Genomic DNA, 26510 nt, shown 5'->3' on the forward strand with positions numbered 1-26510 from the left:
TCGTGAACCAGACCTACGCGGTGACGGCTGTCACCGTCGTGGTGCTCGCCACCGTGCTCATCGGCGCGCTCGGCCTGCGCATATCGCGCACCACCTCCGACTTCTACGTCGCCTCCCGCACCGTGAAGCCCGGCCTCAATGCCGCCGCCATCAGCGGCGAGTACCTCTCCGCCGCCTCGTTCCTCGGCATAGCCGGGCTGGTCCTCCTGCAGGGCCCGGACATGCTCTGGTACCCGGTCGGTTACACCGCCGGCTATCTCGTCCTGCTGGTGCTGGTCGCCGCCCCGCTGCGCCGCTCGGGCGCGTACACCCTCTCCGACTTCGCCGAGGCCCGGCTGGAGTCCGCCGCCGTGCGCCGGCTCGCCAGCCTCTTCGTCGTCGGCATCGGCTGGCTCTATCTGCTGCCCCAACTACAGGGCGCGGGCCTCACCCTGGAGATCCTCACCGGCGCACCCGACTGGGTGGGCGGCCTCGTCGTCGCCTTTGTCGTCACCGGGGCCGTCGCGGCGGGCGGCATGCGCAGCATCACCTTCGTGCAGGCATTCCAGTACTGGCTCAAGCTCACCGCTCTGCTGGTGCCCGCGCTGTTCCTCGTCGCGGCCTGGGCCGGCGACGACACACCCCGGGCACGCTTCGACGCGCCCGCGGTCTTCCGCGAGCACACCGCCGTACGCATCGACGACACCGTCCGCGTCGATCTCGACGAGCCGCTGACCCTCACCGTCACCGGCGACGTCGACGACACACGGTACGAGGACCGGAAGATCACTCTCGACAAGGGCACCCACCGCATCGAGGCCGGGACGAAACTTGGCTTTCCGCAGGGTGCCGCAGTGCCCGAACGGGCCTCGTCGGGCACCGATCCGGCCAGCTGGTCCCAGCCGCTCTCCGGCGGCCGGGACGGCTACCACCTGTACGCGACGTACGGACTCATCCTCGCCACCTTCCTCGGCACGATGGGGCTTCCGCATGTCGCCGTCCGCTTCTACACCAGCCCCAACGGACGTGCCGCGCGGCGCACCACCCTCGTCGTCCTGGGGCTGATCGGCGCGTTCTATCTGCTGCCGCCCGTCTACGGCGCGCTCGGGCGGATCTACGCGCCCGAACTCTCCCTGACCGGGGACGCGGACGCGGCCGTGCTCGTGCTTCCGGAGCGGATGGTCGGCGGGATAGCGGGGGACCTGCTCGGGGCGCTGCTGGCGGGCGGCGCGTTCGCCGCGTTTTTGTCCACCGCGTCCGGACTGGCCATGTCCGTCGCCGGCGTCATCACGCAGGACGTGCTGCCCTCGCGCGGCGTACGGCACTTCCGACTCGCGACCCTCCTCGCCATGGCGGTGCCGCTTGCCGTCAGCATCGTAGCCACCAACGTGCCGGTCGCCGACGCGGTGGGGCTGGCCTTCGCCGTCTCGGCGTCCTCCTTCTGCCCGCTGCTGGTGCTCGGCATCTGGTGGCGAAGACTCACCCCGCCGGGTGCCGCCGCCGGGCTCGTCGTCGGCGGCGGGGCGGCGCTCACCGCGGTGATGGCCACCCGCGCCGGCCTCGCGCCAGAGGGCTGGGCGCACACCCTGATGGCCTGGCCCGCAGTGTGGTCGGTGCCCGTCGGCTTTCTGACCATGGTGCTGGTCTCGCTGGCCACGCCCAGCCACATACCTCCCGGCGCCACCGCCATCCTCGCGCGGCTGCACCTGCCGGAAGATCTCGTCGGCAGGCCGCAGCCCGAAGGAGCGGAACGATGACCGGGATGGGAATGGCCGCACTGGCAGCGGCCGGAGCGGTACTGCTCACGGCCGGAATCGCGCTCGGCAGGCTGACGGCACGGCGCGTCGTCAAGTCCGACCTCGACCTGGGCACGCCCGTCGAACGGGCCACCTTCCTCACCCTGCACACCGCATCGCTCGCCGCGCCCCCACTGCGCGCCGGCCTCACCGAGGACACCGCGCGCAAGGCCGCCCGGCGGCTGCGCTCGCTGCTGGGCACCGAGGCGCTCTGCCTCACCGACCGCGAATCAGTCCTCGCCTGGGACGGTCCCGGCGCCGACCACCACGAGCAGCGCGTGATGGTGCGCGTCGCGGAAATGCTGGACTCCGGGCGCAGCCAGAGCGTGCACACCGAGTGCGAGGAGCTGGAGTGCCCGCTGCGCTGGGCCGTGATCGCCCCGCTGACCGGCGAGGAGGGTGTGCTCGGCGCGCTCGTCGCCTATGGCTCGCGGGAGTCGGCCGTCCTGGTGCGGGCCGCGACCGAAGTGGCCCGCTGGGTCTCCGTACAGCTGGAACTGGCCGAGCTCGACCGGTCCCGCACCCGGCTCATCGAGGCGGAGATCCGTGCGCTGCGCGCCCAGATATCGCCGCACTTCATCTTCAACTCGCTCGCCGCGATCGCCTCCTTCGTCCGCACCGACCCCGAGCGGGCGCGTGAACTTCTCCTGGAATTCGCCGACTTCACCCGCTACTCCTTCCGCAGACACGGTGAGTTCACCAACCTCGCCGACGAGCTGCGTTCCATCGAGCAGTACCTGGCGCTGGCCGGGGCCCGCTTCGGAGACCGGCTCAAGGTGACACTCCAGGTCGCGCCGGAGGTGCTGCCGGTGACGCTGCCGTTCCTGTGTCTGCAGCCGCTCGTCGAGAACGCCGTCAAGCACGGCCTGGAGGACTCGAAGAGCGAATGCCGCGTCACGATCGCGGCGCGGGATGCCGGCGCCGAGGCGATGGTGACCATCGAGGACGACGGTGTGGGGATGGACCCGGACGTGCTGCGCGGGATCCTCGCGGGGGAGCGGACGCCGTCGTCGGGCATCGGCCTGTCCAACGTCGACGAACGGCTGCGCCAGGTGTACGGGGACGATCACGGGCTCGTCATCGAAACGGGCGCAGGCGCGGGCATGAAGATCACGATCCGGATCCCCAAGTACCGGGCGGGTGTGCACTCCTCGGCGGGCCGCCCGTCCACGGACTGAGATTTCGGCGCGGCGTTGAGTCGGCCCCCTGCCCGGTTCGTATCAACCGGTGGCAATAGACACCTACGTGGGGGAGTAAGCGACATGTGCACTGTACAGCCGACGGTGAGATCCGCCCGTGACGAGTTGTGCAGCCTGCTCGGCGCGCTCGACCCGGGCGACCGCGCGGTGGTCCATCAGCTCCATGTGCTGCGCAGCAGCCCCTTCGAGGCGGCCACCGCGCTCGGGCTTCCGGTGACCGAGGTGCATCTGCGGGCCACCCGCGCCGTGCGGCAGCTCAGCCGCGGGGCGAGGCAGCTCGGCGCCGCCTAGCCAGTCCCGGTGGCCTTCCTCCAGGTTCCTCGGAGCAGGCGGATGACCAGTAGAGGTGGATTGCAAGGTGGCTCAGCAGTAGAGGTGGATGGCCAGATGGCTCAGCGGAAGTCCCAACTGCCAGGCCGGCGTCCATATCTGCGCGTACTCGTCCACGGCCGCGTCCATCGGGTTCGGCGCGTGCCACGGATCGCCGCCCTCGCCGAGGTCGGCGGCGAGCAGCTCGGTCTGCCGCAGCCAGCTCCAGGTGCCCAGCCCGAGGGACAGATCCGGGTCGGCGCCGTCGCCCAGTTCGCTCTCCCGCTGCCGCCGTACGGCCAGCCGCTCCTCCACCCACTCCCGCCAGGGATGGCCGTACGAGGTCAGCGACAGCCACTCGTCGATGCGGGAGACCACCCGGACGCCCGCGAGCTCTTCCGCGCTGTCACACAGATAGATGGTGAGCGCCAGCGTCTCCCGGCCCGCCCGGAACTCGAGCGAGCCGCCCTCGACGAGAGCGCTCGTACGGAGCATCTCTTCGGCGATGTACTCGGCGCAGAGCCACGCCATGGGGACTGCCAGCCCGCCTCCGCTGGTGCCGTTCGAACTCTCGGGCCGCACGCTTCCCACCTTCCTCCCGGACGACTTCGTTGGGCGGCTTCGTGCGCCGACCCTGACGAAGAGCCTCCACCGAGAGACACGGCTGGGAGCCCGTATTTACTCAACTTGAGCGTGAGGTTTCGCATACGGTCGCCCCTTGGCCGTGATCCCAGGGGGACGAGGTAACCGGCGGGACATCCGGGGCGCGCGTGACTGGGCCACCCGCTCCGGAAGGGCGACACTCCCACCGGTGGACCAGCGAGCCGCGGCGCACCGATAATGCGGGACAGCGCGCGTCGACGATCGCTGGGCGGAGAGATTCCGCCTCCGTGGCGCGTCGGGGGGACGAGGTGGTGGCCGCCGTGTGGGTCGGTCGGGAAGAGCACGTCGGCATGGTGCGCACACTGCTCGACGAGGCTGTGGCAGGGCGCGGCGGCTCGGCGCTGGTGGAGGGCGAGCCGGGCGCCGGCAAGACCCGGCTCCTGGAGGAAGCGCTCTCAGCGGCGGAAGGGCTCGGCTGTCGCATCCGGCACGGCAGCGGCGACGAGCTGTGGCAGGGCTACCCTCTCCGGGCGGTGCTCGACTGTCTCTACGGTGACGGCGCCGCCGGGGACCGCGGCCGCGGCGAGATCGTCGGACTGCTGAACGGCGACGGCGCCGGCACACCGGCCTCAGAGACATCACTGATGGCGGCCATGGACCGGCTGCTCGCCCAGGTCGACGAGATCTGCGCCGAGCGTCCGCTCGTCGTCGCACTCGACGATCTGCAGTGGGCCGACGACGCCAGCCTGCTGATGTGGCAGCGCCTGACCAAGGCCGCACCGCGGCTGCCGTTGCTCCTGGTGGCCTCCTGCCGGCCGGTGCCCAGGCGCCGCGAACTCGACCGGCTGCGCGCCGGGTTGGTCGAGCGCGGCACTCTGCCCGTCCGCCTCGGACCCCTCACGCCTGAGGAGTCGGAGCGGTTCGTGGCGAGCCTGGCCGGCGCACCGCCGGGGCCCAGACTGCGCGGCCGCGTGGGGCTCGCGGGCGGAAACCCGCGCTACATCAAGGAGTTGGTGACCGGCCTGCTGGCCGAGGGAGCCATCGACATCGTGGGCGGGCGGGCCGAGCTCACCACCCCCGACGGGGGACGTGGCCATCTGTGCTCCCTGGCGGACAGGATCGGCTTCCTTACGCCGTCCTCGTACGAAACACTCCGTCAGGCCTCGCTCCTCGGAGTGGAGTTCGAGGCCGGCCAGCTCGCTGTCGTACTCGGCCGGACCACCCGCCAGCTCCTGGACGCCTTGGGCGAATCCATTGCCGCCGGGCTGCTGAGCGACACCGGTGACCGGCTGCGCTTTCGCCACGAGGTGATCCGGGAGGCGCTGTACGCCGACATTCCCGGCTCGGTGCGGTCGGCGCTGCATCACGACACCGCGCGGGCCCTGGCCGACGCCGGAGCGTCCCCGCCCGTCGTCGCCGGGCAGCTGCGGGGAGTGTCGGGCCCGATGACGGGGTGGGCGGTGCGCTGGCTCGTGGAGCACGCCGGAACCCTCAACGCCCAGTCGCCGGTTCTCGCGGCCGAGTTGATCGAGCGGGCCATCGAGCAGGGCTGGCCCACCGACGCCGACCGCCCCGTCCTCGAAGAGCGCCTCGCCGAGGCGGCGACGCTGCTGCGCCGCCCCCAGTCGGCGGGTCTCGTACGCACCATGCGCGACCGTGCGCAGGACCCGGCGCGCCGGGCGGTCCTCGGCTTCATGCTGACCTCGGCGCTGATGGTGCAGGGAGACATGGCCCAGGCGCTGAAGGCCACCGAGGAGGCTCTGGCGGAGCCCGGTCTCTCCGTCGCCTGGCACATCAGACTCGTGGCCTGCCGGGTGCTCTGCCACGCGGACCTGGACCGGCTCGACGCGGCGCGCGCCGAGGGTGAGGAGGCGGTCGCGGCGGCGGAGCGGCTCGGGGACCCGCTCGCCGAGGCCGAGGCGCGCCATGCGATGGCGTACGTGTACTACCGGCTCGGCCGGGAGCGGGAGGCCCTCCGCCACGGCGCGCAAGGCATCGCCCGGGCGCGGCAGATCCCGGCCGCCGCGGACATCCGCCTGTTGATGCTCGCCAATGTCGCGGAGGGACACGACAGGCTCGACGAGCCGGAGGACACGGAGCAGGCTCTCGACGAGGCGCGGACACTGGCCCGGCGCGTGGGCTCCACGGGCCGGCTCGTCGGCATGGAGGCGCGCTCCGCCGAATTCCACTTCCGGCGTGGACGCTGGGACTGCGCGGCCGGACATCTGGAGCGGGCCGCCGAACTCAAGGTCTTGGACGGGTGGGTTCCAGTGCTGGTCCACGGCATGCACGCGCTGATCCTCGGCCACCGCGATCAGCGCGCCGGCGCCCTGCGCCATCTGGAGCGGGTCGAGCCGGACGCTCTGGCCGCCGGCACGGCGGTGCTCCGCGACGCAGGCCACCTGTTGCTGGCCCGGGCACTGCTGGCGGAGCGCGACGGCCGCCCGCGGGACGCGTTGCGGGTGCTGCTGCCCGTGCTGTCCGACGAGTACACGGCCGGCATGGTCCATGAACGCCACTGGCTGCTGCCCGAAGTGGTCCGACTCGCCCTGGAGTCGGGGGACGCCGGGAGCGCCGAGGCCGCGGTTGCGGCCTGCGAGGCGGAGGCGGCGAAGGCCCCCGAATACCCCGGCCCGAGGACCGCGGCGATCCGCTGCCGGGGCATGTTCGCCCAGGATCCCGCGCCTCTCGCGCAGGCGCTCTCGTACTACGAGGGCGGCTCGTGGCCGCTGCTGCTGGGCCAGACGCTGGAGGATCTCGCGGTGGCGCAGGCCTGGCACGGCGACCTCGCGGCATCGCGGGTCAGTCTGGACCGGGCCGTGGAGGCGTACGGCGGTCTCGGCGCCCAGTGGGACATCGCCAGGGCCGACGCGCGGCTGCGCACGCTGGGGGTGCGCCGGGGCAGCCGTGCGACACGCCGCAGGGCCACCAGCGGCTGGGAGTCGCTCACCCCCGCCGAGCTGAAGGTCGCGCTGCTGGTCGCACAGGGGCGGTCCAACCCGGAGATCGCCACCGAGCTGTTCCTGTCCCGGCGGACCGTCCAGACCCATGTGTCGCACATCCTGGGCAAGCTGCAGATGCGGTCGCGCACCGAGGTGGCGAGGGAGGCCGCACTGCAGGCCGCGGGGGAGTGAGAGGGGTCAGGCGGTCACCGCGCCGTAGCCGGGCAGCACCTTGCGCAGGGCGCGCAGCGCGTAATACGTACGGGACTTGACCGTGCCCGCGGGGATGCCGAGCGCCTCGGAGGCCTCGGCCACCGACAGCCCCCGGAAGTAGATGTGCACCAGCACCTCGCGGTGCTCCCGGCTCAGCATCCTGACGGCGTCGCGCACATCGAGCGCGGTCGACGACGACTCGGTGTGGTCGTCGGCCACCCGGGAGTGCTCCAGGCTCTCGGCGGCCACCTCGGCCGGGCGGGCCTGCCGGGCCCGGCGCGCGTCGATCGCGAGCCGGCGGCCCACGGTGAACAGCCAGGGGCGCATCGACTCGTGGTCGGTCTCCAGCGCCTCGGGGTGTTTCCAGGCACGCACCAAGGTCTCCTGCACCAGATCCTCCGCCCGCTGCCGGTCCCCGTAGGTGAGTCCGAGGAGGAAGCCGAAGAGGGCCCTGCCGTGCTCACGCTGCAGCTCGGCGAGCACCCGCTCGTCGGTACGGGGCGCGGTCGCGGTGGCGCCGGTCTGCTGGTCCAGGGTGGTTGTCACCGTAACTCTCCTTCTGAGGGCCGGGTGGGGTGAAGACCCCGTCGGCCGGGCCGCACCGACCCTCAGAGCGTGGCGGGACGTGCCCTCGGAGTTATCCGCCACCTGGCGTATACGGGCCTGCTGGGCGCTCAGCGGCAGAATGGGACGACGAGGGCGGCGACGAACGGTCGAACGGGCGCGACGAGCGGTACGGCGGGCCGGTGCGCGGCGTCAGGGACGGCCCGCGCTCGCCGTCGCACGCGGGCGCGCGTAGCCCGGCAGGCAGCGGGCGAGCGCACGCAGTGCGTAGTACGAACGCGACTTGACCGTCCCCGCCGGTATCCCGAGCGCCTCGGCGGCCTCGTTGACGCTCAGCCCGTGGAAGTAGATCTGCACCAGCACCGCACGGTGCTCGGGGCTCAGTGACTCCACGGCGGCCCGGACGTCGAGCGCGGCGACGGCCGCCTCTGTGACGTCCGCCGGGTCCGGCGTGGTGGCCAGGACCCCGTCGCCGATCTCGGTGGGACGGGCCAGCCGGGAGCGGCGGGCGTCGATCGCGAGGCGGCGGCCGACCGTGAAGAGCCACGGCCGCATCGACTCATAAGGGCCGTCGAACGCCTCGGGGTGTTGCCAGGCCCGTACGAGCGTCTCCTGCAGCAGATCCTCGGCGCGCTGCTGGTCCCCGTAGGTCAGGCCGAGCAGAAAGCTGAACAGAGCGGGGCCGTGATCACGCTGCAGCTCCGCCAAGGCCCGCTCGTCGGTTGTCGCGGAAGCGGTCGCGGTCGCCATTGCCAACACCTTTCGTGCAGAGTCGCTGCTACGTGGCGTATACGAACGCATCCGGGCGCGGAGGGACAGATGACGCACGGTTGTCTTCGGCGAGCGGTCGCACGGAGCGGCGAATGGTGCGGTGAACGGTCGGCGCACACGTCAGGGACCGGTGGCCGCCACCGTCGTATTGCTCACCGCCGCGGCAGGCTGCGCCGGACAGTCCCCCACCCGCATGGGTTACCGGCTACGGAACGACAGTCACCGGCCAGCGCCCGGCCTTCACCAGACGGACCGCCACCGACCCGATGATCCGGTGTCCCGCCGACTCCGAAGCCCCGACCACCACGGCGTCCGCCTTCAGCTCGTCGGCCGCTGTGACCAGTCCGCTGTACGGGTCACCGCGGACGGTGTGGAACTCCCAGCGGACGTCCCAGATCCCCTTGACCCGCTCGGCGGCGGAACGGATTTCGGCCACCAGCTCCTCGGCGATCTCCCCGGTCGTGTCCCCGACCGGGACGCCGAACGCCGCGCCCGCCGGCATCACCGGCTGGACGTACACGATGGCGAGCAGAGCGTTCTGCCGACGGGCGAGACCGCCCGCGTACGCCGCCGCCCGCAGCGAGGAATCGGAACCGTCCACGCCGACCACGATGACCTTCGGGCCGTCAGTGCCGCGTTCGAATTGGTGCGGTTGCTGCCGGGGCTGCTCTGTCACACCAACGAGGCTAGTCGCTCCCGACAGGCGGCCCGCCGATGGCCTCCTTAGAGTGCAGATCATGAGTGTCACCGTGCAGGAGCCGACTCCCGCCCGTGGCAGCTTGCTGAGCAGGGTGCCCGGCGCATTCGCGATGTTCTTCGGCGCACTCGGCGTGTTCTGCGTCGTTCTCTCACTCATCCCTCCGCTGCGGCATGTGCTGCGACCGGTCGCCCTCTTCCTGGACCGGGTCACCGTCCCCGTCAGCGCGAACCTCGCCTACGCCGCGTTCCTGCTGCTGCTCGCCGCGGCCATCGGCGCCCGCAAGAAGGCCGCCTGGTGGCTGGTCGTCGGCTATCTGACCCTGCTGCTGATCACCGACGTACTGGTGCTGATCTTCGACAGGGACTGGGCCTGGATCCCCAGTCTGGTGCTGTGCGCGATCGCCCTGGCGGTGCTCGTCATGGCCCGCGGGGAGTTCTACGCCGAGACCCGGCGTGGCGCCCTGCGGCGCGCGCTCCTCGTCCTGGTCCTCGGGCTCGCCGCCGGAATCCTTGTCGGCTGGGGTCTTGTCGAGCTGTTCCCGGGCGGGCTGCCCCAGGGCCAGCGGCTGCTGTGGGCCGCCAACCGGGTGCTCGGCGGACTTGTCTCGGGCGACGAATTCGACGGCCGCCCGCCGCGCCTGCTCTTCTTCCTGCTCGGCCTCTTCGGTGCGATCGCCCTGCTCAGCGCCGCTGCGACGCTGTTTCGCTCGCAGCGCATGGAAGCCGCCCTGCACGGTGACGAGGAGCCCCGAATCCGTGCCCTGCTCGGCGCCTACGGCGCCCAGGACTCACTCGGCTACTTCGCCACCCGCCGCGACAAGGCGGTCGTCTTCTCACCCAACGGCAAGGGCGCCGTCACCTACCGCGTCGAGGCAGGCGTCTGCCTCGGCAGCGGCGATCCGGTCGGTGACCGGGCGGCATGGACCCCCGCCATCGAGGCCTGGCTGGACGTCGCCAGACGCTACGCCTGGGCCCCCGCCGTGATGGGCGCGTCCGAGGAGGGCGCCAAGGTCTTCGCCCGCTCCGGGCTCGGGGCGATCCAGCTCGGCGACGAGGCGATCTTGAATGTCGGACGCTTCGACCTGAACGGCCGTGACATGCGGGTCACCCGGCAGGCCGTGAACCGTGTGCAGCGAACCGGCGCCACCACCCGGATCCGCCGTCACTCCGCCCTGAGTGACGAGGAGATGCGGCGCATCGTCGACAAGGCCGACGCCTGGCGGGACACCGAGACCGAACGCGGCTTCTCCATGGCGCTCGACCGCCTCGGCGACCCGGCCGACGGCGACTGCCTGCTCGTCGAGGCCCTCGACGGGGACGGCCATCTGATGGCCCTGCTCTCCTTCGTGCCATGGGGCAGGGACGGCATCTCCCTCGACCTGATGCGCCGTGACCGCACCGCGCCCAACGGCGTCATGGAGTTCATGGTCGCCGAGCTGTGCGCCCATGTGCACCGAGTCGGCATCCGCCGGATCTCCCTCAACTTCGCCGTCTTCCGCTCCGCGTTCGAGGAGGGCGCTCGCATCGGCGCGGGCCCCGTCCTGCGGATCTGGCGCAAGCTGCTCCTCTTCTTCTCCAAGTGGTGGCAGCTGGAAGCCCTGTACCGCTCCAACGTCAAGTACCAGCCCGAGTGGTATCCGCGCTTCCTCTGCTACGGCGACGGCGGCTCCCTCGCCCGAGTGGGCCTCGCCTCCGGGATCGCCGAGGGCTTCGTCTCCGTACCGAGCCTGCGCAAGCTCTGGGGGAAGGGAAAGGGACGGCCGAAGGGAGTGGTCACCCCCGTCACCACCGAGGGGCTGCCGTCCATCGACTCGCTCGGCCTGGTGGGTCCGGACTCGCCCGCCTCGGCAGGGGAGCAGCGACTGCCCGAGCAGGTGCGGATCCGCCACCGCAAGCTGGAGCGGCTGCGCGCCAACGGTACCGACCCCTACCCGGTCGGAATCGCCCAGCGGACCGACACCCTCGCCGAGATCCGGGCCGCGACCCCCGCGCCCGAACCCGGCACCCGCACCGGCCGCAAGACCACCGTCGCCGGGCGCGTGATGGCCGTACGCGACCTCGGCGGCGTCGTCTTCGCCGTACTGCGCGACTGGTCCGGCGACCTCCAGCTCGCCCTCACCCGCGAGGACTGCGGAGAGGGAGTGCTGAACGACTTCACCTCCGTCGTCGACCTCGGCGACCACATCACCGCCGACGGCGAGATCGGCGCCAGCGACAAGGGCGAGCTCTCCGTCTTCGTCACCGAGTGGCAGCTGACCGGCAAATGCCTGCGCCCGCTGCCCGACAAGCGGCACGGCCTGGCCGACCCCGAGGCCCGGGTCCGCCGCCGCTATCTCGACCTGGTGGCGAGCCCCGAGGCCCGCGATGTCGTACGCCACCGATCCACCGCCGTCCAGGCACTGCGCCAGGGCCTGCTGGACCGCGGCTATCTCGAGGTCGAGACGCCGATGCTCCAGCAGATCCACGGCGGCGCCAACGCCCGCCCCTTCACGACGCACATCAACGCCTACGACCTCGACCTGTATCTGCGCATCGCGCCCGAGCTGTATCTGAAGCGGCTGTGCGTGGGCGGTCTGGAGAAGGTCTTCGAGATGGGCCGCACCTTCCGCAACGAAGGCGTCTCCTACAAGCACAACCCCGAGTTCACGATGCTGGAGGCCTATCAGGCCTTCGCCGACTACGACGTGATGCTCGATCTGACCCGTGAGCTGATCCAGGGCGCGGCCACCGCGGCCTTCGGCGCCCCGATCGCGCACAAGGCCGGCCCGGACGGCAGACTCGTCGCCCACGACATCTCCGGCCCCTGGCCGGTCAAGACGCTGTACGGAGCGGTGTCCGAGGCGCTCGGCGAGGAGGTCGACGCCGACACCGACGAGGCCGTGCTGCGCCGACTGTGCGACCGGGCCGGCGTCCCGCACATCCCGGACGACACCCGCGGCGATGTGGTGCTCGAAATGTACGAGCGCCTCGTCGAGGAGCGGACCAAGATGCCCACCTTCTACAAGGACTTCCCGACCGACGTCTCCCCGCTCACCCGTCAGCACCGTCGCGACCCACGGCTCGCCGAACGCTGGGACCTGGTGGCCTTCGGTACGGAACTGGGCACCGCCTACTCGGAGTTGACCGACCCCGTGGAGCAGCGGCGCAGGCTCACCGCCCAGTCGCTGCTCGCCGCCGGCGGCGACCCGGAGGCCATGGAGATCGACGAGGACTTCCTGGACGCGCTGGAGTACGCCATGCCGCCGACCGGCGGTCTCGGCATCGGAGTCGACCGGCTCGTCATGTTCCTCACCGGGCTGACCATCCGCGAGACGCTGCCCTTCCCGCTGGTGCGCCGCAGCTGACGGCCTGAACCCTCCCGCTGCTCCCATCGGGTGCTTTCGCTTGTATTACCGGTGTTGATGAGGTGCCCGGGGCGGCAGCCGTGCGAGCAGTTGGTCATGAAAACGGATCAGATGCTCCCGGGGCGTCGGTCGGTGCTGCGCATCGCCGCCTGCCTCGGCGCAGCCGCCACCGCCGGGCTGCTCTTCACCGAGCGGGGGTCGGCCCCCGCCAGGACCTTGGTCCCACGCCCGGCAGCGGGTGCCCGGGCCGTCGCGCGCCCGCCGGCCAAGGCATCGGCCTACCGGCTGCAGCCCATGACGGCGTACTCTCCGCCGAGATTCCGGCGGGCGATGCCACCCGTGCGCCAGCGGCCCTTTCTGAAAGTGTCGGAGGCCGGGCGCACCATGGTGCTCACCTTCGACGACGGCCCCGATCCCCGCTACACGCCGGACATCCTGAGCACCCTGCGCAAGTACGAGGTGCCCGCGATGTTCTTTGTCTGCGGCGAGTTGGCCTCGGACCACCGCGATCTGCTCCGTGAGATGGCCGACGACGGGCATGTCGTCGGCAACCACACCTGGTCGCACCCTCTGATCCCGAAGCTCCCGCCGTCCAGGATCCGCGACGAGCTGGGCCGTACCAGCGAAGTGATCGAAGAGACGCTGGGCACACCGCCGCTCTGGTACCGGGCTCCGTTCGGAGCCTGGAACAAGCACTCCTTCGAGATCGGCGCGCAGCTCGGCATGGAGCCGCTGGCGTGGACCGTCGACACCCTCGACTGGACCGAGCCCGGCACGAAGACAATCGTCCGCCGCGTGCTGGACGGTGCGGGACCCGGCGTCGTCGTACTGTCGCACGACGCGGGCGGCGACCGCTCGCAGAGCGTCGCCGCGCTGCGCAGCTATCTGCCCGAGCTGCTTGACGCCGGGTACCGCATCACCGTTCCGCGCCGCTGAGCCGCGCGGCGGCTGCTCGACGCCACGCGTCAGCTTGCACGCAAGGGCCGCGATCAGCGGATCCTGACCATCCGTGCGAACACGACGACGTTCCCGTCGTAGCCGTTCGCCTTGGAGTAGCCGCCGCCGCAGGTGATCACCCGCAGCTCCGCCTGCCCTGTGTCGCCGTACACCTGGGAGCCGGGGAAGTCCTCCTTGGAGAACACCTCGACGCCGTACACCTCGAAGACCACGGTCTTGCCGTCGAAGCGGCTCACCTCGACATGCTGGCCCTTCTGGATGGAGCCGAGGCCGTAGAAGACGGCAGGCCCGGAAAGGTTGTCGACATGGCCTACGACGACCGCCGTGCCGCGCTGGCCGGGGGCGATGCCGTTCTGGTACCAGCCCGCCAGATTGGGGTCGTGCGCGGGCGGCGCGGCGATCCAGCCTTCCTGGTCCAGGCCTACATTCACGACGGGAGCGTCCACGTTGATCGCCGGAATCCGCACGCGTTCCGCGGCCGCGTACGCGAGCGGCTCGAGGTCGACAGGGATGAACGTCTCGCCCTGGGCGCGGCCGGTCAGCGAGGCGGCCGCCGCAGGCTGGGGCGGTCCGAGGGAGACATCCGAGCCATTCCTTATAAGGGCGATTCCGCTGAGCAGGGCGAGGGCCAGCACGCCCCAAGGTGAGCGCCTCTTCTTCTCCGAGCCGCCGTAGTGCAGGCCCATGGTTCTCCCTTCGTGGCGTCTGTAAGCACGCTAAGCGCGCTCTGTCCACGCGGCGAGGAGGGAGGGGCGAACGGGTGGTGGGCCTGGACGATGCCCCATCCGAGCAATCAGTCATTAAAAAATTTCTGACGGTCTGTGACCTGCGGCTCAGTCAGGTCCCCCGGCGCGTCGTCGGCGTGTCGCCTCACTGGGGTGGACCAGTGTCGAAATGCGGGGTTTGTTCGCCCCAGTGAGTGTTCGTCATGGAAGGCGTACTCGTCGATTTTCCCGGAGCGCCCGCTTTGGGGCGTCTTCCACAGGAGGTTCTACGATGCGTTCAACACGCTCTCTCGCAGTGGCCGCGGCCGCCGTCGCGGCCGTCGCGCTCACTGCCCCGCTGGCCGCCGCGGGCGGCGACGTCGATCCAGGGGGAATCGGTCAAGGTCAAGTTCAAGGGGGGATCGGCCCGGGAGACTACTTCCTGGGAGATAACGGTCAGGGCGGCAATGGTCAGGGAAATAACGGTCGGGGAGACAACGGTCGGGGCGGGAACGGCCAGGGAGACAACGGCCGGGGAGATAACGGTCGGGGCGGGAACGGCCAGGGAGATAACGGTCGGGGAGACAACGGCCAGGGAGGCAACGGCAACGGCCAGGGGAACAACGGCCGGGGAGACAACGGCCAGGGAGGCAACGGCAACGGCCAGGGCGGCAACGGCAACGGCCAGGGGAACAACGGCCAGGGCGGCAACGGCCAGGGCGGCAACGGCAACGGCCAGGGCGGCAACGGCAACGGCCAGGGCGGCAACGGCAATGGCCAGGGCGGCAACGGCAATGGCCAGGGCGGCAACGGCAACGGCCAGGGGAACAACGGCCGGGGAGACAACGGCCAGGGCGGCAACGGCCAGGGCGGCAACGGCAACGGCCAGGGCGGCAACGGCAATGGCCAGGGCGGCAACGGCAATGGCCAGGGGAATAACGGTCGGGGAGACAACGGCCAAGGCGGCAACGGCCAGGGAGACAACGGTCGGGGAGACAACGGCCAAGGCGGCAACGGCCAGGGAGACAACGGTCGGGGAGACAACGGCCAAGGCGGCAACGGCCTAGGCGGGAACGGCCACCAGGGAGTCAACGGTCTGGGCGGCGGTCAGGGGGGCAACGGTGCCATCGCCATCAACGTCAACCCGCGATCCGTACACCAGGGCGGCACCCTGACGATCTCGGTCCAGGGCTGCAAGCGCGGTGGCACGGTCACGTCCAACGCCTTCCCGCAGACCAATCTCTCCGCGAACTCCAACGGTATTTCGACCGCCGTCGCGCGGATCCACAACGACGCGGCGCCGGGTCAGTACAACCTGGCGGTCAGGTGCAATGACAACTCAAGGGTCGCGACCGATCAGTTCACCGTGCTCGCAGGCCGGGGCGCGCTCGGCGGTCTCGGCGGCTCCGTCGGCCCCAGCTCCACCGAGATGGCGATCGGCGGCGGGCTGGTGCTCACCGCGGCCGTCGGCGGCAGTCTCTTCGTCGCCCGTCGCCGCCGTATGGTCAGCACAGACGCCTGACCGACTGAACATCCTCGTCAGACGTCGATACGCCCGTCGCCCCGAGTCCTGGGCCAGGACTCGGGGCGACGGGCGTATCAGGGGGGTGTTACGGGCGCAGCCCTCAGTGCTGGCGGCCCTCCCTCCGCCTGCGGACGACGAAGATGGTGGCGGTGGCCGCGGCCACGACCAGTGCGGTGCCGGCCGCGAGCTGCCCGGCGTTGAGCCCCCCGATGCTGCCGCCGATCCCGCCCCTGGCGGGCCCGGGTGCGGTGGCGGTGGCGGTGCTGCCGATGGTCGGAGTGGACCTTCCGCCCGAGATCATGAGGTTGAACGATCCGGTTCCCTGCCCGGGGCAGTTGAACTGGACCGAGTACTGCGCGCCGACTCTGGCGTCCGAGTCGACAACGGCAGTGGTGGAGGAGCCCGGGCGGATGGTGACGGTGTCGAAGACCCCGGAAGTGGCGGTGGCCGTCGTGTTGCATCCGCTGGCGGACAGAGTGACGCGCCCGCCCGGCGCGACGGTCGAGGGGCTGACGCTGAAAACGGGCGACGTCACCTGGTTGTCGGCTGCCGCCGCGGTGGGGGCGGTCAGCGTGAATGAGGCCACTCCCAGCAGAGCGGCGGATGCGACACGTATCGCACGCATGGACATTCCTCCGGGTCTCCGAGGAGCAGCTGCGGAACGGATTTCCACAAAATGCAGAGAATGCACCTCGATGACCGAAACGCTAAAAGGGGCGGTTACCCACCGCGATCGCTGTCGCGCGAATGGGGTAACGATGTCCCCCGTGCGGCGCACCGCCCGGGCGTGTCACGGCGTCATTTCCGCTGCCGGCTGAGGGAGCGACCGCGTGCCGCGAGCGTACGACCGGGGTGTACTGGGGACGCAAGCCGTCCGGGCAGACAAGGAGCGCAGGCATGTCCGAGCTGTATCCGCCGATCCAGCCGCACGCACAAGGCATGCTCGATGTCGGCGACGGACACCTCGTCCACTGGGAGGTCTGCGGCAACCCTGACGGTAAGCCTGCCCTGGTCGTCCACGGCGGTCCGGGCTCCGGGTGCTCCACGGGCGTACGCAGCTACTTCGACCCGGACCGCTACCGCGTCGTCCTCTTCGACCAGCGGGGCTGCGGCCGCAGTACTCCGCACGCCGCCGATCCGGCGGCCGACCTGACCCACAACACCACCGGCCATCTCCTCGCCGACATGGAACGGCTGCGGGAGCACCTCGGCATCGAGCGCTGGCTGCTTTTCGGCGGATCCTGGGGTTCGACGCTGCTTCTCGCGTACGCCGAGCGGCATCCGCGGCGGGTGTCGCAGATCGTCGTCAATGGGGTCACCACGACCCGGCGGTCGGAGATCGACTGGCTCTACGGTGGCGTCGGACGGTTCTTCCCCGAGGAGCACGAACGCTTCAGGTCCGGCGTTCCCGAGGCTGACCGAGAGGGCGACATCGTCGCTGCCTACGCGCGCCTGATGGCGGACCCCGACGTCGGCGTACGGGAGCGTGCCGCCGCCGAATGGTGCCGCTGGGAGGACGCCGTACTGTCCCTGGAACCCCAGGGCGGGCCGAGTCCCTACAGCGGCCGCCCCTCTGCCGCGCGGCTGGCGCTCGTACGGATCGCCTCCCATTACTTCGCGCACGGCGCTTGGCTGGAAGAGGGCTCCCTGCTGCGCGAGGCGGATCGGCTCAAAGGAATTCCCGGCGTCCTCTTCCACGGCCGACTGGATCTGAGCAGCCCGCTCGACACCCCCTGGGAACTGACCCGCGTCTGGCCCGACGCCGAACTCGTCGTGGTCGACGACTCGGGGCACAAAGGCAGCGCTTCGATGCGGGCACAGATACGCGGCGCACTCGACCGGTTCAGTTCCCTGAGTGACTGACGGAGTCAGTGGTGCGGTTGAGATCAAGCCATTCCGTCTTGGGGCGAATTCCCCTGGTGGAAGGGGGATTTCGACGATTCGCGACTGCGACTGAAGAAGATTTTTTCAAACGTGTTGAACACATCGCGCCCCGCTGTCCGTACCTAGGGCCATGAACGGCGCACCTTGGCGCCGAGGCAAGATCGATGGACTACGGGAGTGGACATGAACACCTGGCGGAACGCCTCGCTCGCGGTGACTGCGGCGGCCGTACTCGCGCTGACGACGGCGTGCGGTCAGGACAAAGGCACGGAGAACCCCAATGGTCAGGCGGTAGGCGCGGCCAACCCGGCGGCGCAGCCCGGCGCCGGCGGCTACGGCTCGGACTACGGCGGCGCCGCCGCGGACCAGGCGGCCGCGAAGCCGGCCGGCCAACTTGCAGTCTGGGACAGCAAGGAGCTCGGCAAGGTCGTTACCGACAGCGCCGGCTTCACGCTCTACCGCTTCGACAAGGACACCGCCAGCCCGCCGAAGTCCAATTGCGAAGGCGAGTGCGCGAAGGCATGGCCCGTGGTGGCTGCCGGCGGCGCCTCTGCCGCTCCCGGCACCGACGCCTCACTGATCGGCGAGGTCACCAGGGCCGACGGCTCCAAGCAGCTCACCATCGGCGGCTGGCCGATGTACCGCTATGCCAAGGACGCCAAGCCCGGCGACGCCAAGGGCCAGGGCGTGGGCGGCACTTGGTACGCCGCCGCCCCCGACGGCAAGAAGGCCGGCGGTGGCGCGGGTGCCGGGGCGGGCTCCGGAGACTACGGCGACGGCGCGGGCGCCGGTGAGGAGGCGGGCGGCGACGCCGCCGACCTGGCCGGGCTCTCGGTCCGCAAGGACCCCAAGCTCGGCGAGATCGTCGTCGACAAGAACGGAATGACGGTCTACCGGTTCGAGAAGGACTCCGCCTGGCCCATGAAGACGGCCTGCACCGGCGATTGCCTCAAGAAGTGGCCGGTTGTCGACCCCGTAGACAAGAACGACACCGAGGGAATCCTCAAGAAGGGCTTCGTCACCTTCAACCGTCCCGACGGAATCAAGCAGCAGACCATCGACTGCTGGCCGATCTACACCTTCTCGGGCGACGCCAAGCCCGGTGACACCAACGGTCAGGGCGTTGGCGGCACCTGGTACGCGGTATCTCCCCAGGGCAAGCTGGTCGGAGCGCCCAAGTAGTCCCCACGCCGCGCGTCCGGCCCGGAGCCGGCCCGTCTCACGCCCCCCGCGTGATGACGGGCCGGTTGCTGTGTAACGTCGGCGTGTGACCAAGAACGGACCGCTAATTTCCGTTTGGGCTCGCTCTCTTGGCGGGCGATCAGTAGCCTCGGCTCGAACACTGGCCATGGACATGGCCGAACTCCCCCGTGGCGACTTGTTGGAGACATCGATGGAGCGTCCCGCCTGGGCCCCGCAGGGCATCGACATATCGGTGCCGAGCGTGTCCCGCATTTATGACTACTACCTGGGCGGCTCGCACAATTTCGAAGTCGACCGGGAAGCTGCCCGCAAGGCCATGGAGTTCATGCCGGGCCTCCCCAAGATCATGCAGGCGAACCGCGCGTTCATGCGACGGACCGTGAATTACGCGGTGAGCGAGGGCGTCACCCAGTTCCTCGACATCGGCTCCGGCATTCCGACCTTCGGCAATGTCCATGAAGTGGCACAGAAGGCCAGCGCCGAATCCCGGGTCGTGTACGTCGACCACGACCCGGTCGCCGTCTCACACAGCCGGGCCGTGCTGGACGGCAACGAGCAGGCCGTCGTCGTCTCCGCCGACCTGCGCAAGCCGCAGCAGATACTCGACAGCCCCGAGACGACCGGACTGCTCGACCTGGAGCGGCCCGTGGCGCTGCTCCTCGTCGCCGTACTGCACTTCCTCGAGGACGAGGACGACCCGCAGAGCGCCGTCGCGGAGCTGCGGGACGCGCTCGCGCCCGGCAGCCTCGTCATCGTCACCCACGCCTCGTACGAAGGAATCCCGGTGCCCAAGGAACAGGCGGGCGGCGCCGTCGACGTCTACCAGAACATACGCAACCCGCTGGTCATGCGCTCGCGCGAGGAGATCGCGCGGTTCTTCGAGGGGTACGAGATGATCGAGCCCGGGCTGGTGTCCATGCCGCTCTGGCGGCCCGACACTCCCGCCGAGCAGGAGGACCCATATGCCTTCGCTGGCTTCGCCGGGGTGGGGCGCAAGGCGTGATGGCGCCGTCGCAGGCGGCGGGTTCAGCGGCGGACCCGGACGGCCTGGAGGACAGACTCCGCAGATTCGCCACGATCTGGAGCCGTGCCATCTTCCCGGTGACGGCCACATCGCTGACCCGGCCCGAGGTCGAAGAGCATCTGCTGCCGCTGGCCCGGGAGTTGTGCCTCTCCCTGCACGCGCGCCCCTTCGACCCACAGGTCGCGCAGCGGGTCGGAGCCGCCCTCGTCGAGGCACACTGCACGGACCCCGAGGCGCTCAGCCGCACGCTCGGCGTCATCGACGCGTACCTGGTGCTGTACTGCGGCAGTGGTGATCCCGAGCAGTCGGCCGAGGAGAGCCGGGCCCGCTGCGCGAAGCTGCAGCACGCGCTGGCCGCCGGCTTCGCCCAGGGACTGCGCGAGCGTACGCTGGCCGAGCAGGAGGCCATCGCCCGCTCCTCGTTGCTGGCCCGCAGCGACGCGATGCAGGCGCTGCACGCCACGGAGGCGCGCTTCAGCGCGGTGTTCGAGGGGGCCGCGATCGGCATCGGGATCGCCGACCTCGACGGCAATGTGCTCGAGGTCAACGACACCCTGACGCGAATGTTCGGCGGCCTTGAGCACCATGTGCGCGGCAGGAGGGTGACCGACTGGGCGCATCCCGAAGACCGGCCGCACGTCTGGGAGTTGTACGGGGAGCTGGTGCGCGGCGAGCGCGAACACTTCCGGGTGGAGAAGCCGTTCTACCGCAACGACGGAACCGTGCTCTGGACCAATCTGACGGTCTCTCTGCTGCGAGACGCCGAGGGTCAGCCGGAGTACCAGCTGGCGCTGATGGAGGACACCACCGAGCGCCGGCTGCTCAATCTGCGGCTGCGCTACGAGGCCACGCACGACGCGTTGACCGGACTGCCCAACCGCACGCTGTTCTTCGAACGGCTGGAGAAGGCGCTCTCCGCCGGCGACGGCGCCCGCTTCGGCCTGTGCTACCTCGACCTCGACGGGTTCAAGGCGATCAACGACAGCCTCGGCCATGCGGCGGGGGACCGGCTCCTGGTGGAGGTCGCGGACCGGCTGCAGAGCTGCGCCACCGCGCCGGGCGAGATGGTCGCCCGCCTCGGCGGCGACGAGTTCGTGGCGCTGACGACCGGCCCCGACACCCAGCGCGAGGTCGACGAGCTGGCCACCCGTATCCTCGCCGTGCTCGCCTCGCCCATCTGCGTAGACGGCCGGGAATTCACCGTCCGCGGGAGCATCGGCATCGTCGAGGGTCCGGCCGGCGAGCGCACCTCAGCCGAAGTGCTGCGCAGCGCAGACATCACCATGTACCGGGCCAAGTCCGCGGGCGGCAACCGCTTCGAGCTCGCCGACCCGGAGGCGGACGCCCGCGCCATCACCCGGCACGGTCTGACCACCGCGCTGCCCGCTGCGCTGGAGCGCGGTGAGTTCTTCATCGAGTACCAGCCCCTGGTGCACCTGGGCGACGGGAGCGTGCACGGCGCGGAGGCACTGGTGCGCTGGTGCCATCCGCAGCACGGCGTGCTCGGGCCGGACCAGTTCATACCGCTCGCCGAGCACACCGGGCTGATCGTGCCGCTGGGCCGCTGGGTGCTCCAGGAGGCCGTACGCCAGGCCAGGTACTGGCAGGAGCGCCACTCCGACGGCGGCCCGCTGCGGATCAATGTGAACCTCTCGCCCACCCAGCTGCACCACCCGGGTCTGGTCGCCGACACGGTCGACGTCCTGGAGCGCTCCGGCCTCGAACCGGGCGCGCTCTGCCTGGAGGTCACCGAGTCCGCGCTGATCGGTGCCGACGAGGATCTGCTCAAGCCGCTGCGGCAACTCGCAGAGATGGGCGTGGACATAGCGCTGGACGACTTCGGCACGGGCTACTCCAACCTCGCCAATCTGCGCCGGCTGCCGGTCAGCGTGCTCAAGCTGGACCGGTCCTTCACCCAGGGAATGCAGCGCCACCCGGCCGACCCCGTCGACCTGAAGATCGTCGAAGGGATCGTCTCGCTGGCGCACAGCCTTCAGCTGGCCGTCACCGTCGAGGGGGTGGAGACGGGCGCCCAGGCGGAACAGCTGCGGGAGCTCGGCTGCGACACCGCGCAGGGCTGGTACTACGCCCGGCCGGGCCCGCCGGACAAACTGCACGCCCTGTCGCTGGCGGACGCGGTGTAGCGGTTCGGGCTTGATTTCCGCCGGTCGGGCTGAAATTCAGCCTCGCCGGCGTTTGAGGCGCGGGGTCCGGGGCGGAGCCCCGGAGCTAGAGCACCGCGGCGTGCGAGTTCAGCAGCACCCGCTGCAGCTCACGCGCGGCGCGCGGCGGGGCCACGTCGCTGCGGTGCGCGAGCGCGATCGTACGCCGCAGCCCCGGCCGGGCCAGCCGCGTGACCCTGAGGTCGCGGCCCGCCCGCTCGGCCACCATGCTCGGCACCACGGCTACGCCGAGCCCCGCCCGTACGAAACCGAGCACCGCGTCCATCTCGCCGCCCTCCACGGTGAAGCTCGGCTCGAAGCCCTCCGCGCGGCACGCGGAGACCGTCAGCTCCCGCAGGTCATAGCCGTGCCGGAACATCACCAGCGGCTGGTCGCGCAGATCGGCGATCCGCACCGGCCGGCGCGGCGCCGCAGCCGCGGCCGATGAGACCACGACCAGATCCTCCCGCAGCAGCTCCACGGTCGTCAGCGCCGGCGATGCGTGCGGCAGCGGCAGCACGATCAGGGCCAGGTCGAGGGAGCCGCGCGCCAGCTCCCGTACGAGATCGTGCGAACCGCTCTCCTCGATCAGCAGCTGGATGCCGGGATGCAGATCGTGGAAGACGCGCAGCACATCCGGGAGCAGGCCGGTGCAGAGACTGGGCGTCGCGCCGAGCCTGACCCGGCCGCGGCGCAGCTGGACCAGCTCCTGCACCTCGTGCCGGGCGGTGTCGGCGTCGGCGAGGATGCGCCGGGCCAGCGGCAGCAGCGCCTCGCCCGCGTCCGTGAGCGCGATATTGCCCCGCGCCCGGCTGAACAGCTCGGCGCCGAGCTCCTTCTCCAGCGCCCTGACCTGCTGGGAGAGCGACGGCTGGGAAACATGGACACGCTCGGCGGCATGCGTGAAGTGCCGGGTCTCGGCCACCGCCACGAAGTAGAGGAGCTGCTGGAACTGCATGGGATTCACGATAGGGCATGGCTATGGAGATGAGCCGAATCATGTCTTGGACCTCTGGAGCCCTTCGGCCCTAGCGTTCCTCACATGGCTCTGGCAACGCGGACGGATCGAAAACCGCCACCCACGCGCACCTTCTGGGGGTCGACGGTCGGCAAGAAGGCGGTCATGGCCGTGAGCGGCCTGATCATGCTCGGCTATCTGGTCGCGCATGTGATGGGCAACCTCAAGGTCTTCTTCGGGCCGGGGGAGTTCAACGCCTACGGCCACTGGCTGCGCACCATGGGCGAGCCCGTCCTGCATGACGAGTGGGGGCTCTGGATCGTCCGTGTGGTGCTGCTCGCGGCCGTCGTGGGGCACGCGGTTTCTGCGTACCAGCTCAGCCGCCGGGATCTCAAAGCCCGGCCCACTCCGTACGCGCACAAGCGCCGGCGCGCGAGCTACGCCACCCGCACCATGCGGTGGGGCGGCATCATCATCGCTCTGTTCATCGTCTGGCATCTGCTCGACCTGACAACGCTCACCGTCAACGAGAACGCCCAGCCCGGCCATCCGTACGAGAACGTCGTCGCGACCTTCTCCACCTGGTACGGCAACATCATCTACATCGTCGCGATGCTTGCCGTCGGTCTGCACATCCGGCACGGATTCTTCAGCGCCGCCCAGACCCTCGGCGCCGGCAACGCCACCCGCGACCGCGCGCTCAAGGCGCTCGCAGGCGTCCTCGCGCTGGTGCTGACCGCGGGCTTCGTCTCCGTACCAGTCGCCGTCATGACCGGAGTGGTGAGCTGACATGAAGGACTACGCCGACTACACGGCCTACGAGACCGGCGCACCGATCGCCGACACCAAGGCCCCGGAAGGACCCATCGCCGAGCGCTGGGACCGCCGGCGCTTCGAGGCCAGGCTGGTCAACCCGGCCAACCGCCGCAAGCACACCGTCATCGTCGTCGGCACCGGCCTCGCGGGCGGCGCGGCCGGCGCGACACTCGCCGAACAGGGCTACCACGTCGAGCAGTTCTGCTACCAGGACTCGCCGCGCCGCGCACACTCCATCGCCGCCCAGGGCGGCATCAACGCCGCGAAGAACTACCGCAACGACGGCGACTCGATCCACCGCCTCTTCTACGACACCGTCAAGGGCGGCGACTTCCGCGCCCGCGAGTCGAACGTCCACCGGCTCGCCCAGATCTCGGTGGAGATCATCGACCAGTGCGTCGCGCAGGGCGTGCCCTTCGCCCGCGAGTACGGCGGCCTGCTCGACACCCGCTCCTTCGGCGGCGTCCAGGTCTCCCGTACCTTCTACGCCCGCGGCCAGACCGGACAGCAGCTCCTGCTCGGGGCCTACCAGGCGCTGTCGAGGCAGATCGCGGCCGGCTCTGTGACCCTGCACGCCCGCACCGAAATGCTCGATCTGATCGTCGTCGACGGGCGGGCGCGCGGCATCGTGGCCCGCGATCTGATCACCGGGGAGATCTCCAGCCACTTCGCGGACGCCGTGGTGCTGGCATCCGGCGGATACGGCAACGTCTTCTATCTGTCGACGAACGCCATGAACTCCAACGCCACCGCCATCTGGCGCGCACACCGGCGCGGCGCGTACTTCGCCAACCCCTGCTTCACCCAGATCCACCCCACCTGCATCCCGCGCACCGGCGACCACCAGTCCAAACTGACCCTGATGAGCGAGTCGCTTCGCAACGACGGCCGTATCTGGGTGCCGAAGGCGCGTGGCGACCAGCGTCCGCCCAACGAGATCCCCGAGGGCGAGCGCGACTACTACCTGGAGCGGATCTACCCCTCCTTCGGCAACCTCGTCCCGCGCGACATCGCATCGCGGGCCGCGAAGAACGTCTGCGACGAGGGCCGCGGTGTCGGCCCCGGCGGGCAGGGCGTCTACCTGGACTTCGCCGACGCGATCCGGCGGATGGGCCGGAAGGAGGTCGAGGAGAAGTACGGCAACCTCTTCGACATGTACGAGCGGATCACCGCCGAGAATCCGTACGAAGTCCCGATGCGGATCTACCCCGCCGTGCACTACACGATGGGCGGGCTGTGGGTCGACTACGACCTCCAGACCACCGTCCCGGGTCTCTTCGCGATCGGCGAGGCCAACTTCTCGGACCACGGCGCGAACCGGCTGGGCGCGTCCGCGCTGATGCAGGGCCTCGCCGACGGGTACTTCGTCCTGCCGTCCACGATCAACGACTACCTCGCCCGCAATCCGCACCCGGAGAGCGTCGACGCCTCGCACCCGGCGGTGGCAGAGGTGCTGGCCGAGACCGAGGACCGGCTGAATCTGCTGCTCTCGGTCGACGGCGACCGTACCCCCGACTCCTTCCACCGCGAACTGGGCGAACTCATGTGGGAGTTCTGCGGAATGGCCCGCACGGACGAGGGCCTCCGAAAGGCCCTCGACCGCATCCCGCAGATCCGTGAGGAGTTCTGGCGCCGCATCAAGGTGCCGGGCACCGGCGTGGGGGTCCCCCCAGCGAAGCGAGGGGGAGAGTTCAACCAGTCGCTGGAGAAGGCCAACCGCATCGTCGACTATCTGGAGCTCGCCGAGCTGATGTGCCTCGACGCACTGCACCGCGCCGAGTCCTGCGGCGGCCACTTCCGTGAGGAGTCCCAGACGCCGGACGGCGAAGCCGCCCGAAAGGACGAGGAGTTCGGCTACGCCGCGGCCTGGGAATTTCGGGGGTCCGGGGGTCGCCCCCCGGGACAGCACAGCTCCGGCACCGGCGCGGCGCCCGTCCTGCACAAGGAAGACCTCGTCTTCGCATACGTCCACCCCACTCAGCGGAGCTACGCATGAAGCTCACCCTGCGCGTCTGGCGTCAGCAGAACACCGAAGCCCCCGGCGCCATGGCCACGTACGACATCGACGACATCTCGAAGGACATGTCGTTCCTCGAGATGCTCGACACCCTCAACGAGGAACTCATCCTGCGCGGAGAGGACCCCGTCGCCTTCGACCACGACTGCCGCGAGGGCATCTGCGGAGCGTGCAGTCTGGTCATCAACGGCGACGCCCACGGCCCGGAGCGCACCACCACCTGCCAGCTCCATATGCGGTCCTTCAAGGACGGCGACATCATCGACGTCGAGCCGTGGCGTGCCTCCGCCTTCCCCGTGGTGAAGGACCTGGTAGTCGACCGCAGCGCCTTCGACCGGATCATCCAGGCCGGCGGCTACATCACCGCCCCCACCGGCGCGGCTCCCGAGGCGCACGCGACGGCCGTGGCCAAGCCGGACGCCGACTTCGCCTTCGAGCACGCCGAGTGCATCGGCTGCGGAGCCTGCGTCGCGGCCTGCCCCAACGGCTCGGCGATGCTTTTCACTTCGGCGAAGGTCAACCACCTCAATGTGCTGCCGCAGGGCGCGCCCGAGCGCGAGACGCGGGTGCTCGACATGGTCGCGACGATGGACGAGGAGGGCTTCGGCGGCTGCACGCTGACCGGCGAATGCGCGACGGCCTGTCCGAAGGGCATCCCGCTGCCGTCGATCTCGGCCATGAACAAGGAGTGGCTGCGGGCCACCCGGAAGGTGCGCCGCTGAGGCGGGGATCCGGTCAGCTTTCCCGTGTGAAGCCGAACACGTCGCCACGCCTCCCGCAACAAGATATTCACACAACTGCCGTATTGGCCGCAGGATTTGCGCTTCTGGCGGCGACTGGG

The 26510-nt window shown here is 70.3% G+C and carries 21 protein-coding genes; 14 read left to right on the plus strand and 7 right to left on the minus strand.

The annotated features are described in order from the left end of the window. The first annotated feature begins 2 nt into the window (after positions 1 to 2). From ACZ3H8_RS04980 to ACZ3H8_RS04990, 3 genes are all read left to right on the plus strand, one after another. Positions 3 to 1736 carry a sodium/solute symporter gene (locus ACZ3H8_RS04980; RefSeq protein WP_467397448.1) on the plus strand — a complete coding sequence of 578 codons (1734 nt, stop codon included), beginning with the start codon at positions 3 to 5 and terminating at the stop codon, positions 1734 to 1736. After that, the gene (locus ACZ3H8_RS04985) at positions 1733 to 2953 is read left to right on the plus strand and encodes a sensor histidine kinase (RefSeq protein ID WP_467397451.1); all 1221 of its coding nucleotides are present in this window, start codon (positions 1733 to 1735) and stop codon (positions 2951 to 2953) included. Before ACZ3H8_RS04980 ends, ACZ3H8_RS04985 begins: the two co-directional genes overlap by 4 nt. 84 nt (positions 2954 to 3037) lie before the next feature. Beyond that, the gene (locus ACZ3H8_RS04990; RefSeq protein WP_467397453.1) at positions 3038 to 3265 is read left to right on the plus strand and encodes a hypothetical protein; all 228 of its coding nucleotides are present in this window, start codon (positions 3038 to 3040) and stop codon (positions 3263 to 3265) included. 72 nt (positions 3266 to 3337) lie between these two features. Here the strand turns inward: ACZ3H8_RS04990 and ACZ3H8_RS04995 are convergent, their stop codons facing one another. Beyond that, entirely contained in the window at positions 3338 to 3865 is a 528-nt protein-coding gene (locus ACZ3H8_RS04995; RefSeq protein ID WP_467397454.1) for a hypothetical protein, read from the minus strand. A gap of 308 nt (positions 3866 to 4173) precedes the next feature. Here ACZ3H8_RS04995 and ACZ3H8_RS05000 point away from each other — a divergent pair, with 308 nt between their 5' ends. Next, positions 4174 to 7020: an ATP-binding protein gene (locus ACZ3H8_RS05000; protein WP_467397457.1), complete on the plus strand. Its 2847-nt coding sequence runs from the start codon at positions 4174 to 4176 to the stop codon at positions 7018 to 7020. A 6-nt stretch (positions 7021 to 7026) separates the two neighbouring features. Here ACZ3H8_RS05000 and ACZ3H8_RS05005 read toward each other — a convergent pair whose 3' ends face one another. From ACZ3H8_RS05005 to ACZ3H8_RS05015, 3 genes are all read right to left on the minus strand, one after another. Further along, complete coding sequence (locus ACZ3H8_RS05005; protein WP_467397459.1) at positions 7027 to 7587, minus strand: sigma-70 family RNA polymerase sigma factor; 561 nt, start codon at positions 7585 to 7587, stop codon at positions 7027 to 7029. Between the two features lie 210 nt (positions 7588 to 7797). Further along, positions 7798 to 8355, minus strand: a complete 558-nt coding sequence (locus ACZ3H8_RS05010) for a sigma-70 family RNA polymerase sigma factor (RefSeq protein WP_398982729.1) — start codon at positions 8353 to 8355, stop codon at positions 7798 to 7800. A gap of 226 nt (positions 8356 to 8581) precedes the next feature. Continuing rightward, positions 8582 to 9052, minus strand: coding sequence for a universal stress protein (locus tag ACZ3H8_RS05015; protein WP_467397462.1), 471 nt, complete (start codon positions 9050 to 9052; stop codon positions 8582 to 8584). 61 nt (positions 9053 to 9113) lie between these two features. Between ACZ3H8_RS05015 and lysX the strand changes: the two genes are divergently transcribed. After that, positions 9114 to 12419 carry a bifunctional lysylphosphatidylglycerol synthetase/lysine--tRNA ligase LysX gene (gene lysX, locus ACZ3H8_RS05020; protein WP_467397464.1) on the plus strand — a complete coding sequence of 1102 codons (3306 nt, stop codon included), beginning with the start codon at positions 9114 to 9116 and terminating at the stop codon, positions 12417 to 12419. A gap of 96 nt (positions 12420 to 12515) precedes the next feature. After that, a complete protein-coding gene (locus ACZ3H8_RS05025; RefSeq protein ID WP_467397467.1) occupies positions 12516 to 13355 on the plus strand; it encodes a polysaccharide deacetylase family protein in 840 nt (279 codons plus the stop codon). Between the two features lie 53 nt (positions 13356 to 13408). Here the strand turns inward: ACZ3H8_RS05025 and ACZ3H8_RS05030 are convergent, their stop codons facing one another. Further along, on the minus strand, positions 13409 to 14062 hold the full coding sequence (locus tag ACZ3H8_RS05030) for a class F sortase (protein WP_307659762.1): 654 nt from the start codon (positions 14060 to 14062) through the stop codon (positions 13409 to 13411). Positions 14063 to 15176: 1114 nt separating this feature from the next. On the opposite strand from ACZ3H8_RS05030, the gene ACZ3H8_RS05035 reads away from it, so the two are divergent. Next, on the plus strand, positions 15177 to 15602 hold the full coding sequence (locus ACZ3H8_RS05035) for a hypothetical protein (RefSeq protein WP_467397968.1): 426 nt from the start codon (positions 15177 to 15179) through the stop codon (positions 15600 to 15602). Positions 15603 to 15705: 103 nt separating this feature from the next. On the opposite strand, the gene ACZ3H8_RS05040 is transcribed toward ACZ3H8_RS05035, so the two are convergent. After that, positions 15706 to 16230, minus strand: a complete 525-nt coding sequence (locus tag ACZ3H8_RS05040) for a hypothetical protein (RefSeq protein WP_467397469.1) — start codon at positions 16228 to 16230, stop codon at positions 15706 to 15708. Between the two features lie 272 nt (positions 16231 to 16502). Here ACZ3H8_RS05040 and pip point away from each other — a divergent pair, with 272 nt between their 5' ends. The 4 genes from pip (at position 16503) to ACZ3H8_RS05060 (ending at position 21860) form a co-directional block, all read left to right on the plus strand. Next, a complete protein-coding gene (pip, locus tag ACZ3H8_RS05045; RefSeq protein WP_467397472.1) occupies positions 16503 to 17468 on the plus strand; it encodes a prolyl aminopeptidase in 966 nt (321 codons plus the stop codon). A gap of 204 nt (positions 17469 to 17672) precedes the next feature. After that, positions 17673 to 18671, plus strand: coding sequence for an SCO0930 family lipoprotein (locus ACZ3H8_RS05050; RefSeq protein WP_467397474.1), 999 nt, complete (start codon positions 17673 to 17675; stop codon positions 18669 to 18671). Positions 18672 to 18882: 211 nt separating this feature from the next. Then, entirely contained in the window at positions 18883 to 19695 is an 813-nt protein-coding gene (locus tag ACZ3H8_RS05055; RefSeq protein ID WP_467397971.1) for an SAM-dependent methyltransferase, read from the plus strand. After that, positions 19695 to 21860 carry a putative bifunctional diguanylate cyclase/phosphodiesterase gene (locus ACZ3H8_RS05060; RefSeq protein ID WP_467397476.1) on the plus strand — a complete coding sequence of 722 codons (2166 nt, stop codon included), beginning with the start codon at positions 19695 to 19697 and terminating at the stop codon, positions 21858 to 21860. Before ACZ3H8_RS05055 ends, ACZ3H8_RS05060 begins: the two co-directional genes overlap by 1 nt. 85 nt (positions 21861 to 21945) lie before the next feature. On the opposite strand, the gene ACZ3H8_RS05065 is transcribed toward ACZ3H8_RS05060, so the two are convergent. Beyond that, positions 21946 to 22836, minus strand: a complete 891-nt coding sequence (locus ACZ3H8_RS05065; protein ID WP_467397478.1) for a LysR family transcriptional regulator — start codon at positions 22834 to 22836, stop codon at positions 21946 to 21948. A gap of 84 nt (positions 22837 to 22920) precedes the next feature. Here ACZ3H8_RS05065 and ACZ3H8_RS05070 point away from each other — a divergent pair, with 84 nt between their 5' ends. From ACZ3H8_RS05070 to ACZ3H8_RS05080, 3 genes are read left to right on the plus strand one after another with little or no spacing between them, the layout of a single operon-like run. Beyond that, positions 22921 to 23625 (plus strand): succinate dehydrogenase, encoded by a 705-nt coding sequence (locus ACZ3H8_RS05070; protein WP_467397481.1) that lies wholly within the window; start codon positions 22921 to 22923, stop codon positions 23623 to 23625. Between the two features lies 1 nt (position 23626). Beyond that, positions 23627 to 25648, plus strand: a complete 2022-nt coding sequence (locus ACZ3H8_RS05075; RefSeq protein ID WP_467397484.1) for a fumarate reductase/succinate dehydrogenase flavoprotein subunit — start codon at positions 23627 to 23629, stop codon at positions 25646 to 25648. Continuing rightward, positions 25645 to 26391, plus strand: coding sequence for a succinate dehydrogenase/fumarate reductase iron-sulfur subunit (locus ACZ3H8_RS05080; RefSeq protein ID WP_467397486.1), 747 nt, complete (start codon positions 25645 to 25647; stop codon positions 26389 to 26391). The genes ACZ3H8_RS05075 and ACZ3H8_RS05080 overlap by 4 nt, the downstream gene beginning before the upstream one ends. The last annotated feature ends 119 nt before the right edge of the window (positions 26392 to 26510 follow it).

The organism is Streptomyces sp. NPDC002868, assembly GCF_055563295.1.